14 protein-coding genes are annotated in these 18,115 nt (G+C 36.2%); 1 reads left to right on the forward strand and 13 read right to left on the reverse strand.

Going from position 1 to position 18,115, the window contains the following annotated elements; translation table 11 throughout:
* Window positions 1-27: 27 nt before the first annotated feature.
* The 13 genes from argC to F1003_RS09250 all read right to left on the reverse strand — a co-directional run bounded on the left by argC (window position 28) and on the right by F1003_RS09250 (window position 17,084).
* Window positions 28-1,002: an N-acetyl-gamma-glutamyl-phosphate reductase gene (gene argC / locus F1003_RS09190; protein WP_155089115.1), complete on the reverse strand. Its 975-nt coding sequence runs from the start codon at window positions 1,000-1,002 to the stop codon at window positions 28-30.
* Window positions 999-2,192: an argininosuccinate synthase gene (locus tag F1003_RS09195; RefSeq protein ID WP_155089116.1), complete on the reverse strand. Its 1,194-nt coding sequence runs from the start codon at window positions 2,190-2,192 to the stop codon at window positions 999-1,001. The genes argC and F1003_RS09195 overlap by 4 nt, the downstream gene beginning before the upstream one ends.
* Complete coding sequence (locus F1003_RS09200) at window positions 2,189-2,812, reverse strand: GNAT family N-acetyltransferase (RefSeq protein ID WP_162306941.1); 624 nt, start codon at window positions 2,810-2,812, stop codon at window positions 2,189-2,191. The genes F1003_RS09195 and F1003_RS09200 overlap by 4 nt, the downstream gene beginning before the upstream one ends.
* Before the next feature lie 425 nt (window positions 2,813-3,237).
* Window positions 3,238-4,827 carry an NADP-dependent glyceraldehyde-3-phosphate dehydrogenase gene (locus tag F1003_RS09205; RefSeq protein ID WP_155089117.1) on the reverse strand — a complete coding sequence of 530 codons (1,590 nt, stop codon included), beginning with the start codon at window positions 4,825-4,827 and terminating at the stop codon, window positions 3,238-3,240.
* An 11-nt stretch (window positions 4,828-4,838) separates the two neighbouring features.
* Window positions 4,839-6,137 (reverse strand): threonine synthase, encoded by a 1,299-nt coding sequence (gene thrC / locus F1003_RS09210; protein WP_155089118.1) that lies wholly within the window; start codon window positions 6,135-6,137, stop codon window positions 4,839-4,841.
* A gap of 36 nt (window positions 6,138-6,173) precedes the next feature.
* Window positions 6,174-7,115: a homoserine kinase gene (locus F1003_RS09215; RefSeq protein WP_155089119.1), complete on the reverse strand. Its 942-nt coding sequence runs from the start codon at window positions 7,113-7,115 to the stop codon at window positions 6,174-6,176.
* Window positions 7,116-7,119: 4 nt separating this feature from the next.
* Entirely contained in the window at window positions 7,120-9,567 is a 2,448-nt protein-coding gene (gene thrA / locus F1003_RS09220; protein WP_162306942.1) for a bifunctional aspartate kinase/homoserine dehydrogenase I, read from the reverse strand.
* A gap of 22 nt (window positions 9,568-9,589) precedes the next feature.
* Window positions 9,590-10,858 (reverse strand): threonine ammonia-lyase IlvA, encoded by a 1,269-nt coding sequence (ilvA, locus tag F1003_RS09225; RefSeq protein ID WP_155089120.1) that lies wholly within the window; start codon window positions 10,856-10,858, stop codon window positions 9,590-9,592.
* A 60-nt stretch (window positions 10,859-10,918) separates the two neighbouring features.
* Window positions 10,919-12,418 carry a ketol-acid reductoisomerase gene (gene ilvC / locus F1003_RS09230; protein WP_155089121.1) on the reverse strand — a complete coding sequence of 500 codons (1,500 nt, stop codon included), beginning with the start codon at window positions 12,416-12,418 and terminating at the stop codon, window positions 10,919-10,921.
* Window positions 12,419-12,437: 19 nt separating this feature from the next.
* Window positions 12,438-12,968 carry an acetolactate synthase small subunit gene (ilvN, locus tag F1003_RS09235; protein WP_155089122.1) on the reverse strand — a complete coding sequence of 177 codons (531 nt, stop codon included), beginning with the start codon at window positions 12,966-12,968 and terminating at the stop codon, window positions 12,438-12,440.
* The gene (gene ilvB, locus F1003_RS09240; RefSeq protein ID WP_155089123.1) at window positions 12,968-14,704 is read right to left on the reverse strand and encodes a biosynthetic-type acetolactate synthase large subunit; all 1,737 of its coding nucleotides are present in this window, start codon (window positions 14,702-14,704) and stop codon (window positions 12,968-12,970) included. The genes ilvN and ilvB overlap by 1 nt, the downstream gene beginning before the upstream one ends.
* Before the next feature lie 56 nt (window positions 14,705-14,760).
* Complete coding sequence (gene ilvD, locus F1003_RS09245) at window positions 14,761-16,440, reverse strand: dihydroxy-acid dehydratase (protein WP_155089124.1); 1,680 nt, start codon at window positions 16,438-16,440, stop codon at window positions 14,761-14,763.
* A gap of 215 nt (window positions 16,441-16,655) precedes the next feature.
* Complete coding sequence (locus F1003_RS09250) at window positions 16,656-17,084, reverse strand: OsmC family protein (RefSeq protein WP_155089125.1); 429 nt, start codon at window positions 17,082-17,084, stop codon at window positions 16,656-16,658.
* Between the two features lie 66 nt (window positions 17,085-17,150).
* Between F1003_RS09250 and F1003_RS09255 the strand changes: the two genes are divergently transcribed.
* Window positions 17,151-17,753 carry a carboxymuconolactone decarboxylase family protein gene (locus tag F1003_RS09255; protein WP_155089126.1) on the forward strand — a complete coding sequence of 201 codons (603 nt, stop codon included), beginning with the start codon at window positions 17,151-17,153 and terminating at the stop codon, window positions 17,751-17,753.
* Window positions 17,754-18,115: the final 362 nt, after the last annotated feature.

Genomic DNA, 18,115 nt, shown 5'->3' on the forward strand with positions numbered 1-18,115 from the left:
ATTGCTTCGTTCCTCGCAATGACGTTTTTAAAAGTAATTCGCCTTCAATTGTAAGCCTTCAGTTTCTGCAAAACCAAACATTAAATTCATGTTTTGAACTGCTTGTCCTGAAGCACCTTTCAAGAGATTGTCAATAATGCTCGTTACCAATAATTTATCTTTGTGTTTGTGCAAATGAAGGATACAATTGTTGGTGTTTACCACTTGTTTTAGATGAATATTTTCATCTGAAATCACAACAAATTCAGCATTATTATAAAATTCTGAATACAACCATTTTGCTTCATCCAAACTACCGCTAAACTTGGTATAAAGGGTAGCAAAAATTCCTCTGGAAAAATTACCGCGATTAGGCATAAAGTTGATGTCTGATTTAAAATCACTTTGTAATTTTTTCACAGTCTGATTTATTTCATCCAAATGCTGATGTGTAAAAGCTTTGTAATGTGAAAAATTGTTGTCGCGCCAAGTAAAATGTGTGGTTGCAGATAATGATGTTCCTGCACCTGTTGCACCTGTCACGGCATTGACGTGAACATCATCTTTTAACAAATCTGACTTTGCCAATGGTAGTAAAGCCAGCTGAATGGCTGTGGCAAAACAACCTGGATTAGCAATATAATTTGCATTTTCAATAGCGTCTTTATTCAGTTCTGGCAAACCATAAACAAACGTTTTACCATTGAATATTTCATCCTTTTGTAATCTGAAATCATTACTCAAATCAGTGATTTTTGTATTGTCTGAAAATTCATTTTCATTTAAAAATGCTTTTGAATTGCCATGGCCCAAACACAAAAACAACACATCTACTTTCGGATTGATTTCGCTCGAAAACTTAATGTTTTCTCCCACTAAGTCTTGATGCACTTCAGCAACGTGGTTTCCTGCATTTGATGTACTGAAAACAAAATCGATATTCACTTTTGGGTGATGAATCAACAATCGGATTAACTCTCCTGCCGTGTAACCAGCTCCACCAATAATTCCTACTTGTATCATGCGTTTTGATTTACTTGTTGATATATTTTGTTTTGATTGCCTAGGATTTTTATAAAGCCTTTGGCTTCGTTAGCTGTCCAGCCTTTATTTTCCTCGCCATAACTCCCGAATTTGGCATTCATTAAATCGTGATTGGACTCAATACCCTCCAAAATGAAATGATACCGTTTTAGCGTCACAAAAACATCACCTGAAACCTTGTCCTGACTACTCTGAAAAAAGGCTTCCATATCTCGCATTACAGGATCTAAATACTGTCCTTCGTGCAAATGCATTCCGTAAAAACTAGACAAGTATTCTTTGTGTTGTAATTGCCATTTGGTCAACGTATGTTTTTCTAACAAATGATGTGCTTTGATAATGATTAAAGCAGCAGCAGCTTCAAAACCAACACGACCTTTAATGCCCACAATGGTATCACCAACATGAATATCCCTTCCGATGGCAAAAGCTGATGCTCTATTGTTCAATATCTCAATATTTAATTCTGGTCTGTTTTTATTTCCGTTAATTGCTGTTAGTTCTCCTTTTTCAAAAGTCAATGTTACTTGTTCCTTACCTTCTTTTTTCAATTGTGAAGGGTAAGCTGAATCTGGCAAAGGTTTCTCTGAAGTTAAGGTTTCCGCACCACCAACGCTTGTTCCCCAAAGTCCTTTGTTTATAGAATACTGCGCTTTTTCCCAAGACATATCGATACCGTTTTTCTTTAAATAATCAATCTCGTGTTGTCGGGTTAATTTTTGGTCTCTAATAGGTGTTATAATTTCAATTTCTGGTGCCAAAGTTTGAAAAATCATATCAAAACGCACTTGGTCGTTTCCTGCTCCTGTACTGCCGTGTGCGATAAATTTTGCGTCAATACTTTTTGCATATTGAATAATTTCAATGGCTTGGATGATACGTTCTGCACTCACTGATAAAGGATAGGTGTTGTTCTTCAACACATTTCCGAATATTAAATACTTGATTACTTTTTCGTAATAGGAAGCAATGGCATCAATATTTTTATAGGTTGAAACACCCATTTTGTAGGCATTGTTCTCAATAGTTTTTATTTCTTCAGCTGTGAAACCGCCTGTATTTACACTCACTGCGTGAACATCGTATCCTGCTTTGCTTAAACTAACAGCACAGTAAGATGTATCCAATCCGCCACTATAGGCAATAACAAGTTTTCCTTTATTTTTCATTTTTTATCTTTTTTCAAGAACATGGATTGCTTTATGTTTTTCAATCTTGTCCAAGCTTTTTTATCAATTTTTCTTTCTTTCGATTTTGAAATCTCTTTTTTATTTGGGTCATAGAGCATACCTGTACACAAGCACATTTTTTGTTCTGTTCTTGTCAAAACATCAAAGTTTTTACAGGTTTGGCAACCTTTCCAAAAGGATTGATCATCGGTTAATTCTGAAAACGTAACGGGTTTATAACCTAGCTCGCTATTCATTTTCATAACCGCTAAACCAGTTGTGATACTGAAGATTTTGGCCTCTGGAAACTTAGTTCTTGAATGGTCGAAAATTACTTTCTTAATTTTTTTCGCAAGACCTTGATTCCTATAATTTGGGTGCACAATCAGACCAGAATTTGCTACAAATTTGCCATGGCTCCATGCTTCGATATAGCAAAAACCAGCAAATTCATCTCCGTTTAAAGCAATAACCGCATTACCATTTTCCATCTTAGAGATGATGTATTTTGGCTGACGCTTGGCAATACCAGTTCCTCTAACTTGCGCAGCATCTTCTATGGTTTTGCAGATGATATCTGCATATATACTATGTGACTTATCAGCAATGATAATTTTCACTGTAATCGATTTAAAAAATTAAAATTTTGAAGTTGTTTTTGAAAGTAGAACCGGACTCACCTAGGTTCCGTAAATAGAAATGTACCCTTACGGGCGACGTGGAAAAAAGCGACGCTCTGCACTGTTATTATCTGTTGAGATAATTAGTGATAAAAAATTGGTATTGAAAATTGAGTTGTACACAGTAAAAGAAATAAAATTGACTATAGAGTTTGTTGCTAAAATGAAGAATTAGCGACGGCGTTTCTCCAGATTCAGTTCTGTGGGTCTGGGTCTTCTATATTTATGTCTTAGTGTGAACATGAGGCTAATCTATAAATTAATTTTCTATTAAAGACCTTTAAAAATCAGTTTCTTAGAACTTTTATGAATTTATGAATTATGAGCCTATAAATTATAAATATCTCATTTTTAAGCTATTTCGTTTACAATATATAATCCGTGTTAACAAAGTTTGAGGCTTTAGAATCCAACAAATCTTGTAAAATCTCATTATTATAGGCATTGTCTTTTAAAGCCACAAACGTTCTTATGGAGAACGAACGTAATGCATCATGAACGCTTAACGTTGCTACTGCAGAATCCTTTCTACCGGTAAAGGGATAAACATCTGGTCCACGCTGACAAGAACTATTGAGATTAACTCTACAAACCAGATTCACCAAAGTGTCAATTAATGGCGCCAATGTATTAACATCTTTACCAAATAAGCTGACTTGCTGTCCGTAATTAGATTCTGCCATATCATCCAAAGGTTCTTCGATATCACTAAATGAAATTACGGGAATTACTGGTCCAAATTGCTCCTCTTGAAATACTCTCATATCCTTTGACACTGGATAAAGTACAGCAGGAAAAATATAATTTTCACTAGTTTCTCCACCTTTTTCATTGATAATTATAGCACCTTTCGCAAGAGCATCATCTATTAAGCCCTGAATATAAGCAGGCTTATCTGGTTCTGGTAAAGGCGTAAGTTTTACACCTTCCTCCCATGGGTTTCCAAACTTAAGTGCATCTACTATTGCTGAAAACCTCTTGTTGAATTCCTCCACAATATCCTCATGCACATAGAGCACTTTCAATGCTGTACAGCGTTGACCATTAAATGATGTGGTGCCTGCAATACATTCGGTAATTGCAAGATCCAAGTCTGCATCAGGTAAAACAATTGCAGGATTTTTAGCCTCCAAACCTAACACCAAACGCAATCTGTTACTTTTTGGATGTTGGTTTTGCAACGCGTTAGCAGATTTACTATTTCCTATTAAAGCCAATACATCAACCTTACCGGTTTGCATAATTGGTGCGGCCACTGTTCTACCTCTTCCATATAAAATATTCACTACCCCTTTTGGAAAACTATTTTGAAACGCCTCCAATAACGGAGACAATAACAATACACCATGTTTAGCTGGTTTAAAAATTGTGGTGTTTCCCATTATGATAGCTGGAATCAATAAAGCGAAGGTTTCATTTAAAGGGTAATTATAAGGTCCTAAGCACAATACAACACCTAATGGTCCTCTTCTTATATGTGCTCTAACTCCATCATGTTTATGAAACTTTGCACTATCGCGATCCATTTGTTTGTAATCTTCAATTGTATCGTAAATATATTCTACCGTTCTATCAAATTCCTTTTGAGAGTCTGGCAGGTTTTTACCAATTTCCCACATTAAAAGCTTAACCACTTCCTCTCGTTTGGTTTTCATTTGTGAAACAAACTTTTCCATACAAGCAATCCTGTCTTCAACCTTCATTGTAGGCCATAAACCTTGACCGTTGTCATAGGCATTGACCGCAGCGTCCAACGCACTGATTGCTTCTTTTTTTCCTAAGGTTGGGATAGTGCCCAACAGTGTTGGTTTATAGTCATCAGTTGATGAAATCGTAGAGTACACTTCTGAAGTTTGTCCTCTCCATATCCGTAATTCACCATTAACCAAATAGGTCTCCTGGTGTAGTGGTTTCTCAATTTGAAATTCTTTTGGAATATTTACTTTAAGACTCATAATTACTTTATTTAGCTCAACAAATATGATTTTAGTTGATTGTAATTGGATATTTTAATCCGTTTCTTATCCTTGTTCAGAACAGCTTCGATCTGAGGTGGCATTTTAATTTCTTTAGCAATGGTTTTAGGCATAACATCCAAAAATTTTATTGGATGTGCGGTTTCTAAAAACACTCCCAGAGTATGGGTTTTGTCTTTCAAATAAGCTTTTAATGCTAAATATCCTATAGCGCCGTGAGGATCTGCGATATAATTAAATTTTGAATATAGGTTCTCAATAGATTCCGTTGTTTCTGCGTCGGAATAACTGTAACCCGAAAGATTATTACGCAATGTTTCAAAATTATTGTTGTGCAATTCTTTTATTCGGATGAAATTGCTTGGGTCACCAACATCCATAGCATTGGAAATGGTCTGTACTGATTGTTTTGCTACGTATTTACCAGTTTCTAAATAGTTTGGTACTACGTTGTTGGCATTGGTGCCAGTTACAAAATGATGAATTGGTAATCCTAATTTTTGTGCCATCATTCCTGCACATATATTTCCGTAATTGCCACTTGGAACAGAAAATACCAGTTTTTTGTTTTTAGATTTTAATGCTTTATAAGCAATAAAAAAATAAAACATTTGTGGCAACCAACGTGCAATGTTTATAGAGTTTGCCGAAGTTAATACGCGTTTTCCTTCATAATCAGAATCCAAAAACGCCTGTTTGACCATCGCTTGGCAATCGTCAAAAACTCCATCAACCTCCAAAGCCGTAATATTCTGACCTAAAGTTGTGAGTTGTCTTTCTTGTATGTCACTTACTTTTCCACTTGGGTATAAAATGACAACCTCAACACCATCTACTCCAAGAAACCCACTGGCAACTGCGCCACCTGTATCTCCAGACGTTGCCACCAAAACCGTTACCTCATTATTCTCTTTTTTGTCTTTATTAAAATAACCCAAACATCTCGCCATAAATCTTGCACCAACATCCTTAAACGCCATTGTTGGTCCGTGGTATAATTCCAATGCATAAATATCGTCTTCAACTTTTTCAATAGGAAAATCGAAATTCAATACATCATCAAGAATAGCTTTTAATTCATTTTTAGGGATTTCATTGCCTATAAATTGCTGAATCACTTCATAAGCAATCGTAACATTATCCATCTTTTCAATATTCTGAAAAAAGGTGTCTGGTAATTTTGTGATCGACTCAGGAAAGTACAAGCCCTTATCTGGTGCCAAACCTTTGACGACAGCTTCTTCAAATGAAACTTTAGGTGCTTTATGATTTAAACTATAATAGTTCATTCGATACTTTTTAAGCTAGATTGATTAGTGTATGTATTATAAACTAGCGTTAACTGAATTTATAATTTTTGCTCCATGAGTGCTAATTCTAGAGATGTAGATTTTGTAATCTATGTTTTTGTCTTTATATATCTTATTCATGGCCTCTGCAACATTATTTGCTGTTTCTACCCCTTTACTCAAAGCGAATATTGATGGTCCTGAACCCGAAATTCCTGCTCCCAATGCACCCTGTTCTATAGCTGCATTTTTTACAGCATCAAAGTGCGGTATTAAATGTTTTCTTGCCGGTTCTGCTACATAATCTACCAATGAGCGGCTTATTAAATCAAAATCTGAGGTATGTAATCCACTAATGAGTCCACCAACATTTGCCCATTGTGCAATAGCTGTTTTTATAGGTATTTCTGGTTTTATAACCTTACGAGCATCTTCTGTTTTGACTTCAATTTGTGGGTGAATGATTGTAGCCACTAATTCTGAAGGTGATGGAATCTCAACGATATCCAAAGGTTGGTAATTTCTCACCAAAATAAAACCTCCATAAATTGCTGCTGCAACATTGTCTGCAATAGCTGAACCGCAAGCAACAACTTCCCCATGCATTGCAAATTTTGTGAGCTCTAGGTTTGAATACTTGTTTCCTAACAATTGGTTGATTGCAAACGCACTACCAGATGCACTGGCAGCGCTGCTTCCTAAACCACTGCCTGGTATAAATTTTTTAAAAATTTGAATATCTACTCCAAAATCAGACTTACTATCTTCTAGCATTAATTTTGCAACAACACCTGCTACATTTTTATCGGCTTCAAAAGGCAATTCGGCGCCTTCTATTTTTGAAATTGTAACCACATTAGAATCCGTTTTGGTAAAAACCATTTCATCACCAAGAGCTTGCAAAGCAAAACCCATAGCATCATAACCGCATGATACGTTCGCTACTGTTGCCGGAGCAAATATTTTAACTTGGTTCATTGTCTTAATTTCTTCCTAAGGTAATGATATCTGCAAACAACCCTGACGCAGTCACTTCTGCGCCAGCACCAGCGCCTTTTATGATTAAAGGTTGTTGTGCATAACGTTCTGAGTAAAATAATACGATATTGTCCTTGCCTTCAAGATTGTAAAAAGGATGATTTTTGTCTACAGCTTTCAATCCTACTGCCGCTTTACCTTCATTAAATTCTGCCACGTATTTTAATTGGCAATCCTTTTCATTTGCTTCTGCATAGATAGTTTCAAAATGGGAGTCATTTGCCTTTAAGGTTTTGTAAAACTCGTCTGTGGTCTTTGCTTCTAAACTGCCTTTAGGTAAAAAAGATTCGTTTTTAATATCTTTTAAATCCATTCTATAACCAGCTTCTCTTGCTAAAATCAAAATTTTACGAGCAACATCCACTCCACTTAAATCTATACGTGGGTCTGGTTCGGTATAGCCTTCTTTTTGGGCTTGTTTTACAACACCGTGGAAACTATTGTTTTCATTGAAATTGTTGAAAATGAAATTTAAGCTTCCTGATAATACAGCTTGTATTGAAGTAATTTTATCACCTGAATTAATCAAATTGTTTAGTGTGTATATGACTGGTAATCCTGCGCCCACATTGGTTTCAAAGAGAAAGGACGCTCCGTATTTTCTAGACAAGTCCTTTAATTCTCTATAAGACTTATAAGTTGATGAGCACGCTATTTTATTACACGCTATTACTGATATACTTTCCTTTAAATATGATGCATAGGTTTTAGCAACATCTTCGTTAGCTGTTACATCTATAAAAATACTGTTGCTTAAATTAAACTCTTTAACTGCGTTAAAAAATGTTTGATTTGTTCTCGGTTGTCCTTTTTTAATAAGGTCTTTCCAGTGTCTTAAATTAATACCTTCCTCATCAAAAACCATTTTTTTAGAGTTACTAACTCCAACGACTTTAATATTTAACAACAAATTTTCGTTTAAATATTCTTGTTGTTGCAGTATTTGATCTAGTAATATTGAGCCTACGTTACCAACACCAACAAGAAATAAGTTTAAGATCTTTACTTGTTTTTCAAAGAATCTATTATGGAGTGAAACAAGAGCTTTTTTAATATCTTTATGAGCGATTACTGCTGAAATATTTCGTTCTGATGCTCCTTGGGCAATGGCTCTAACATTTACATTATTTTGCCCTAGGGACCTAAACATTCTACCACTAATACCTTGATGGTTTTTCATATTGTCTCCCACAACCGCAATTATAGCCAAGTTGTCCTCAACCAATAATGGCTTTATTTTTTTAAGTGATATTTCGTAAGCAAACTCATTGTCTAAAATGCGTTTAGCTAACTTGGCATCTTCACTATAAACACCAACACAAATGGAATGTTCTGAAGATGCTTGGGTAATTAAAACCACATTGATCTGTGCTGTGGATAATGTAGAGAACAAGCGCTTTGAAAACCCAGGAACACCAACCATACCATTACCCTCTAACGTTACGAGTGCTATATTTTCTACATGGCTTATCCCTCTAACTGGTCCATTTTTTGAAGCTGCTTTTTTTGAAATTAAAGTGCCTTTTGCTTCCGGTTGAAATGTGTTTTTTATATATATAGGAATATTTTTCTGCAAAGCGGGCTGTACTGTTGGTGGGTACAAAACCTTGGCTCCAAAATGTGATAATTCCATAGCTTCTTGATATGAGATTTCTTCTATCGGAAATGCCTGTTTTACCAATTTAGGGTTAGCAGTAAACATACCACTTACATCTGTCCAAATCTCCAAGTCGGAAACCTTTAAGGAAGATGCTATAAGTGCTGCCGTATAATCAGAGCCTCCTCTACCTAAAGTTGTTGTTTCTCCTTCTTCACTTCTAGAAACAAATCCAGGTAATACAACCACCTTATCTTTATTGGATTTAAAAAAACTTGAAATTCTAATATTGGTTTCGTTAGTGTTTACATTGGCTTGTGAATGCAAGTTATCGGTTACAATCAGTTCTCGGCTATCTTTTAAAGACGATTTTTCTATTTTTAATTTTAAGGCTTTAGAGATAATATAGGAGGACAATAACTCTCCAAAACTTAAAACTTTATCTCGAGTTTTATCTGAAAATTCATTAATCAAATAAATGCCATGAAGTAAATTTTTCAGCTCTTCTAGCTTTGCTTCAACAGTTTTAATTACTGCATTTGACTGAGCTTTTGACATTAAAGATTGTATGGTTTCTAAATGTCTTTCTCTAATATTTTCAAAAACCGTGATGTAGGATACATCCTTTTCAGTAGCAAGTTCTCCTGTTTTAATTAGAGCATCAGTAACACCACCGAGTGCAGACACCACTACAGCGACATTTTGCTTTTTGGATTCTTGAACAAGAATCACTATAACCTTTGATATATTTTCGGCATTTGCAACTGACGTGCCGCCAAACTTAAGTACTTTCACCTGATTGTATTCTTTTTAGCAATTATATTAAAAATTGAAACAAATCTGGTTTGTCATTGAGATAATCTCCATAAAAATTATGAAGTTTCATTTTTGTAATCAGAGGTTCTAAATCACTTGGTTTTTTTAATTCTAAACCAACGACTGCAACATCGTTTTCACGGTTGACTTTTTTAGTGTATTCAAAATGGGTAATATCGTCCGTTGGACCTAAAATAGTGCTGACAAATTCACGCAGCGCACCTGCACGTTGCGGAAACTTAACGATAAAATAGTGTTTTAAATTGGCGTATAATAAGGCGCGCTCTTTAATTTCTGGTGTTCTTGTAATATCATTGTTACTACCACTAATTATGCAAACCACATTTTTTCCATGGATATCCTCAGTGTACTGTTCTAAAGCGGAAACACTCAATGCACCTGCAGGCTCTACAACAATGGCATCTTTATTATAAAGGTCTAAAATAGTCTGACAAATCTTGCCTTCATCAACCGTAATTACGTCATGTAATGTTTCTCTACAAATCTCAAAATTTAAATCACCCACACGCTTTACAGCCGCTCCATCAACGAAGTTTTCTATCGATTTCAACTCTGTAACCCGATTGTTCTTAAGTGATGTGCGCATAGATGGTGCTCCTTTTGGCTCTGCTCCAATTATTTTAGTTTGAGGAGATAAAATTTTAAACACTGAAGACAATCCAGATGATAAACCACCTCCTCCAACAGGCACAAACACATAGTGAATTGGTTGTACCTTGGCCTGATTTATTATTTCCAGTCCGACCGTAGCTTGTCCTTCAATCACTTTCTTGTCGTTAAATGGGTGGATAAATGTTTTGTTCAATCGTTCGCATTCTTCAATTGCGGCATCATAAGCATCATCAAAAGTGTCACCAATTAAAACTACATCTATATAGTCTTCACCAAATAGTTGTACTTGCTCAATCTTTTGATTTGGCGTTGGTGCAGGCATAAAAATGGTACCTTTTATTTTTAAAAGCTTACACGATATAGCAACGCCTTGAGCATGATTTCCAGCACTGGCGCAAACAATTTCATTTTCAACCTGAGTTTCCGATAATGATGAGATTTTGTTATAAGCACCACGGATTTTATAAGAACGGACTTCTTGTAAATCCTCCCTTTTAAAATAGATGTTGGCTCCAAACAGTTTTGAATACTGCGCATTTTTAATTAACGGAGTTACTGATGATACTCCACTAAGTTTTTCTGCTGCAGCTTTAACAGCTTTTAGTGTTGGCTTATATATTGTTTTTGTTTCGTTCATTTTTCTAAAATCCCTTAAGGGGACTTTCTTCTTTCTTTTCTTAAAAGACTTGTCGGCTTTTTAAGCTAAAGTAGTTTCTTTTACTTCTTCAGTTTTTATTGCTTTCATTGCAGTCATGGCTGCACGTAATCGTTTTCCAACTGATTCTATGGGATGATTTCTAATGATCTCGTTTATTGCAATCAATTCTACATTATCTACTCCGTTTGATTTTGAAAATGGTTTTCCAATAACGGACGTGTCAACATTTTCCATAAAGTCCATTAACAAAGGTTTACAGGCATGATCGAATAGATAGCAACCATATTCTGCAGTATCTGAAATAACACGATTCATTTCAAATAGTTTTTTTCTTGCAATGGTGTTTGCGATCAATGGTAATTCGTGCAAAGATTCATAGTATGCAGAATCTTCAATTATACCAGCGCTCACCATGGTTTCAAAGGCCAGTTCCACACCTGATTTTACAAAAGCTACCAACAATACTCCATGGTCAAAATATTCTTGTTCTGTTATATGGTCTGATGTCAATGCTGTTTTTTCAAACGCAGTTTCGCCTGTAGCTTCACGCCATTTTAATAGATTTTTATCGTCATTTGCCCAATCTTCCATCATGGTTTTTGAGAAATGGCCAGAAATGATATCGTCCATGTGCTTTTCAAAAAGTGGGCGCATAATATCTTTTAATTCTTCGGATAATTCGAAAGCCTTGATTTTTGCTGGATTCGATAAACGATCCATCATATTGGTAATACCACCATGTTTTAAAGCTTCGGTAATCGTTTCCCAACCAAACTGAATTAATTTTGCTGCATAGCCTGGCTCAATACCTTCTTCAACCATTTTATCAAATGACAAGATTGCACCAGTTTGCAACAAACCACAAAGAATGGTTTGCTCTCCCATTAAATCCGATTTTACCTCTGCGATAAAAGACGATTCCAACACACCAGCTCTATGTCCTCCAGTTGCAGCAGCATAAGCCTTTGCTTGTGCCCAACCTTTACTTTCAGGGTCGTTTTCTGGGTGCACTGCAATTAACGTTGGTACACCAAATCCTCTTTTATATTCTTCTCGTACTTCAGTTCCCGGACATTTTGGTGCTACCATAATTACGGTTAAATCCTCACGGATTTTTGTACCCTCTTCTACAATATTAAACCCATGTGAATAACTTAGTGTGGCTCCCTTTTTCATTAAAGGCATGACCGCTTTTACAACATTGGTGTGTTGCTTGTCTGGTGTTAAATTCAATACCAAATCAGCTGAAGGAATAAGTTCTTGGTACGTACCAACTGTAAAACCATTCTCGGTTGCATTTTTATAGGATGCACGTTTTTCGTCAATGGCATTTTGCCTTAATGCATAAGAGATATCCAAGCCAGAATCTCTCATATTAAGACCCTGGTTCAATCCTTGAGCACCACAACCAACAATTACGATTTTCTTCCCTTTTAATACATCTACGCCATCTTCAAATTCTGAAGCATCCATAAATCTACATTTTCCTAATTGTTCTAATTGTGTTCTTAATGGTAATGTGTTAAAATAATTTGCCATTGTTTTTTAGTTTATTTTTTTAATTCTGAAATGCTTCAAGCATCTTTGATATGTTCATTTTATCCTTGGTCACTGCCACTCGTCCAGAACGTGTGAATTGCCCTATCCCGAAAACATTTAATTCTCTGTACAATAAATCTATTTCATCTTTTCTTCCTGATTTTTCTATCACAAAAAACTCTTTGTTAACGGTCACAATTCTAGCATTGCTTTCTTTTATGATATTCTGAATCTGTCGTTCATCAAATAACAAATCTGATTTGAATTTGAATAAGCACGATTCTTGATAAATGATTTCGTCTTCGGTATGGTAATAAGCTTTTATCACCTCAACTTGCTTTTCTATCTGGCCAATGATTTTCTTCATTTGGGATTCCGTTATTTTTACGACAATTGTAAATCGTGAAACACCCTCAATTTCTGAAGCCGAAGTGTTTAGGCTTTCCACATTAATATGGCGTCTTTGAAAAATTGCCGAAAGCCTATTCAGCAACCCTATATTATTCTCTGTATATACCGAAACCGTGAATTGTTTTTTTTGATCCTCCATTATTCTAATCTTATATCTGAAACACTTGCGCCTGTAGGAATCATCGGGAAAACATTGTCTTCTTTTTCTACTCTTACCTCCAAAAAATATGGCCCATCAGTGTCTATCATTTCTTTTACCGCATCCTTTAAATTTTGTCTTTCTGAAACTTTTTGCGCTTTAATACCATAGCCTTTTGCAATGGCAACGAAATCTGGATTTACCATTTCTGTTGAAGCATAGCGTTTATCAAAAAATAGTTGCTGCCATTGACGTACCATTCCTAAAAACTCATTATTCAGAACCACGATTTTTACAGGAACTTTCTGTTGAAAAATAGTACCTAGCTCTTGTATTGTCATTTGGTAGCCACCATCACCAGCAATCATCACCACTTCGCGATCTGGCGCGGCCATTTTTGCTCCGATGGCTGCTGGTAACGCAAATCCCATAGTGCCTAGTCCGCCTGAGGTGATATTACTTTTTGATACCTTAAAATCTGCATAACGACACGCAATCATTTGATGTTGACCAACATCTGTAACAATCGCTGCTTCACCTTTGGTTTGTGTGTTAATTTCTTTTAACACTTCACCCATAGTTAAACCGTCTTTGGTTGGGTGCAAATCGTTTTTAATGACTTTTTCATATTCGATTTTGTATAAATCCTTGAATTTTTGATGCCAATCGCTATGCGAATTTGGATTCAGTAATGGCAATAAAGCTTGTAAGTTCGTTTTGGCATCACCAAGAACTGCAATGTCTGCTTTTACATTTTTGTTAACCTCAGCTGGGTCAATTTCAAAATGAATCACTTTTGCCTGTTTGGCATAAGTGGCTAAATTTCCCGTAACCCTATCATCAAAACGCATTCCTATGGCGATTAACACATCACATTCATTAGTTAAAACATTAGGCGCGTAATTACCATGCATACCAACCATACCAACATTTAAAGGATGTGATGACGGAATTGCTGAGGCTCCAAGAATAGTCCATGCAGAGGGGATTCCCGCTTTCTCAATAACTGCTTTAAACTCTTCTTCTGCTTTTCCTAAAATGACACCTTGTCCCAAAACTATTAATGGCTTTTTGGCATTATTAATGAGGTCTGCTGCAACTTTAAGAGATTTTTCATCTGTTTCTGGAACGGGTTTGTAACTTCTAATGCCTTCGCATTTTTTGTACGTAAAATCAAATTCCTCAAATTGAGCATCTTTAGTTATGTCAATAAGCACAGGTCCTGGTCTTCCGCTTTTTGCGATGTAAAACGCTTTAGCAAAAACTTCTGGTATTTCTGAAGCTTTGGTAATTTGATGGTTCCACTTTGTTACAGGTGTAGAAATACCAACAATATCTGTTTCCTGAAAGGCATCGCTTCCCAATAAATGCGAGCCGACCTGACCAGTAATACAAACCATAGGAGTAGAATCAATTTGGGCATCTGCGATTCCAGTAATTAGGTTTGTGGCACCTGGACCAGAGGTTGCAATCGCCACACCAACCTTGCCCGAAATACGAGCATATCCCTGTGCTGCATGGGTTGCGCCTTGCTCATGTCGTGTTAATACATGGTGTAATTGATCTTGATATTTATATAATTCGTCATATACAGGCATAATCGCTCCTCCTGGATAACCATAAAGAATATCGACACCTTCTGCCAATAAACATTTAACTACGGCTTCACTTCCTGAGATTCTTTGTGTTGTTAACACTTGTTCTTCTTGCTTGTTTATGGTTTGAGCTTCTTTCATGTTTTAATTTTTCAATACTCTTCGACTGCGCTCAGAGTGACATTCTCATTTCAATTTTAAAACTCATCCGTTACACATCCTTTAGATGCTGAGGAAACTGTTTTGGCATATTTATATAAAATACCACGTTCAAACTTGAGTTCTGGTGCTTTCCATTTTTCTCTTCTTTTTTGAAGTTCATCTTCCGAAACCTCTAATGAAATTGAATTGGTCTCAGCATCAATTGTAATCATATCACCATCCTTTACAAGTGCGATGGTTCCACCTTCTTGTGCTTCTGGCGTGATATGTCCAACAACAAATCCATGTGTGCCTCCTGAGAATCTTCCATCTGTAATTAATGCCACATCTTTTCCAAGACCTGCTCCCATAATGGCAGCTGTTGGTTTGAGCATTTCTGGCATTCCTGGTCCACCTTTTGGACCTTCGTATCTTATGACCACGACATCTCCTTTTTCAACTTTCCCATCTCTGATACCATCGTTGGCAGCATATTCACCCTCAAAAACTTTAGCTTTTCCTTTAAACGACAGCCCTTCCTTACCTGTGATTTTCGCGACAGATCCTTCAGTTGCTAAATTGCCGTAGAGCATTCTCAAATGCCCAGAAATTTTAATGGGTTGTTCTATAGGTTTAATGACGTCCTGTCCTTCGGCTAAATCTTCAACTTCCAGTAAATTTTCAGCAATTGTTTTTCCTGTAACGGTTAAGCAATCGCCGTGAATTAATCCTTTCTTTAAAAGGTATTTTAATACCGCAGGAATACCTCCAACAGCATGAACGTCTTCCATCAAATATTTTCCGCTTGGTTTTAAATCTGCCAAAAACGGTGTGTTATCGCTTATGTCTTGAAAATCTTTAAGTGTAAAGTCAATTTGTGCTGCTCTAGCAATAGCTAAAAAGTGTAAAACAGCATTGGTCGAACCTCCTAATATAGTTACTAACCTAACTGCGTTTTCAAGGGATTTCTTTGTTATAATATCTGAAGGCTTTATATCCTTTTCTAACAATGTTCTCAATGCTTCACCAGCTCTCACCGACTCTTGCTTTTTTGCGTCACTCAATGCTGGATTGGACGAATTAAATGGCAAAGCCATTCCTAAAGCTTCAATTGCTGATGCCATGGTGTTTGCTGTGTACATACCACCACAGGCACCTGCACCAGGACACGCTTTTTCAACAATATTTTGATATTCATTCTCAGACATGGTTCCGGCAACCTTGCTTCCCCAAGCTTCAAAAGCAGACACGACATCTAATTTTTTTCCTTCGTGACAACCCGAGTCAATGGTTCCACCATACACCAAAATACTTGGTCTATTCAGACGAATCATTGCCATTAATGCGCCTGGCATATTTTTATCACATCCAACCACAGTCACCAAGCCATCATAACTCATAGCTTGTACAACCGTTTCCATAGAATCTGCAATAATATCTCGTGATGGCAATGAATAGCGCATACCAGGTGTTCCCATAGATATACCATCGCTTACTCCAATGGTATTGAAAATCAACCCAACCACATCTTCGTTTTGTGTGCCTTGCTTCACAAGTTTTGCCAAATCATTCAGGTGCATATTACAAGGATTACCTTCGTAACCTGTACTAGCAATACCTACTATGGGTTTAAAAAAATCTTCTTTTGTTAATCCAATAGCATGTAACATGGCTTGAGCCGCTGGTTGCGTTGGATCTTGGGTAACGGTTTTACTGTATTTGTTTAATTGCCTCATAACTAAATCGTGCAAAAATCTCAATTGCAGTGATAAAGTTACTTTTTGAGCAAGGCTTTAGGGTAGGTTAGATAGGTTAACCTCTAAATTCAATTGTAGAGTTAATTTTTTAATTGTTTGAAAATCAATTATTTATATGAAATTTGTTATGATGCCCAATAATTTATTTTATTAGAAAAAGTCACATAAAGTGCTTTTGTAATAAAGTGAAGTCATTATTTTGTAAGCACAATGTGATAATGAATATTAAAATTGATTGTTGCAAAACGTCTAAACATCTCCATAACACCACAATATTTTTCAACGGATAAGTTTACTGCGCGTTCACACTTCTTTTTATTTAAATCTGAACCATAAAAATGATAATCAACTAAAACGGAATGGTAATATTTTGGATGTTCATCAGTCAGCTCTCCAGACACCTCAATCTTAAGGTCAGCGATTTCAACTTTCATTTTCTCCAACATTAAAATAACGTCTATTGCCGAGCAACCTGCTAAGGACGATAACATCATGGCTTTTGGCGAGAGACCTTTACGTTCTTCTCCCATAACATCTGTATCCATAGTTACAAATTTTCCACTCGGATTATCCGACTCAAAAGTCAATCCGCCTTTCCAATGTGTTGTGATTTTATGATCCATATTCTTTTAAATTAAACGTTATAACTCCTATCTTGTACATTCAAAAATACTACTAAAAATACAACCATGGCATTAGTGACTCCATTATCTCCCGAGCATGATTTAGAAACCAAAGCGTTAGCAGAATTCTTTAACGAGACACTTGGATTTTGTCCAAACTCAGTATTAACCATGCAGCGCAGACCAGCAATAAGTAAGGCATTTATAAACTTAAATAAAGCCGTAATGGCTAATGAAGGTCGTGTGACCTCAGCACTTAAGCGTATGATTGCTTGGGTAAGTAGCAATGCTACAGGTTGCCGTTATTGCCAAGCACATGCCATTAGAGCTGCAGAACGCTATGGTGCAGAACAAGAACAATTGGACAACATTTGGGAATACAGAACGCATCCTGCGTTTTCAGATGCCGAGCGTGCCGCATTGGATTTTAGTTTGGCAGCAAGCCAAGTACCAAATGCCGTTAATGCTGAAATTAAAGATCGCTTATACAAGCATTGGGATGAAGGTGAAATCGTAGAAATGCTAGGTGTGATTTCGCTCTTCGGATATCTTAACCGTTGGAATGACTCTATGGGAACCGATATTGAAGAAGGTGCTGTGGAAAGTGGAAACAAATACTTAGGAAAACATGGTTATGAAGTAGGTAAACATGATGGAAGCCAGTATTAGATTGCCATTCCTGCGAAGGGAGGAATCTAGATAGTTAGACTTTTAGACAAATTAGATTGAACCTTGCCAGAATTGGTGAGGTTTTTTTTATAAAAACATCTTGAAACAACTGTTAATAGTAGTGAAATAATGTTTCTATTATTACTGTCCTTTTTTATTCTAACCCTTTGTAATAGCTTAGTTACCGTTATTATAGTTAAAGTAAAATAGCCAAATCTGATTCTTAAACTTATAACAGTTATTTGAATGGCGCAAACCATCAGCAACAAAGGGCATAGCGATTTACTTAAGTTGAAAATATTAGAAATATGGGGTTTATTGATATAAAGTTAAAAGGGAAACATACTCTAAAATGTTTAAAG

The sequence above is a fragment of the Winogradskyella ouciana genome (assembly GCF_009709615.1).
GTDB lineage: Bacteria > Bacteroidota > Bacteroidia > Flavobacteriales > Flavobacteriaceae > Winogradskyella > Winogradskyella ouciana.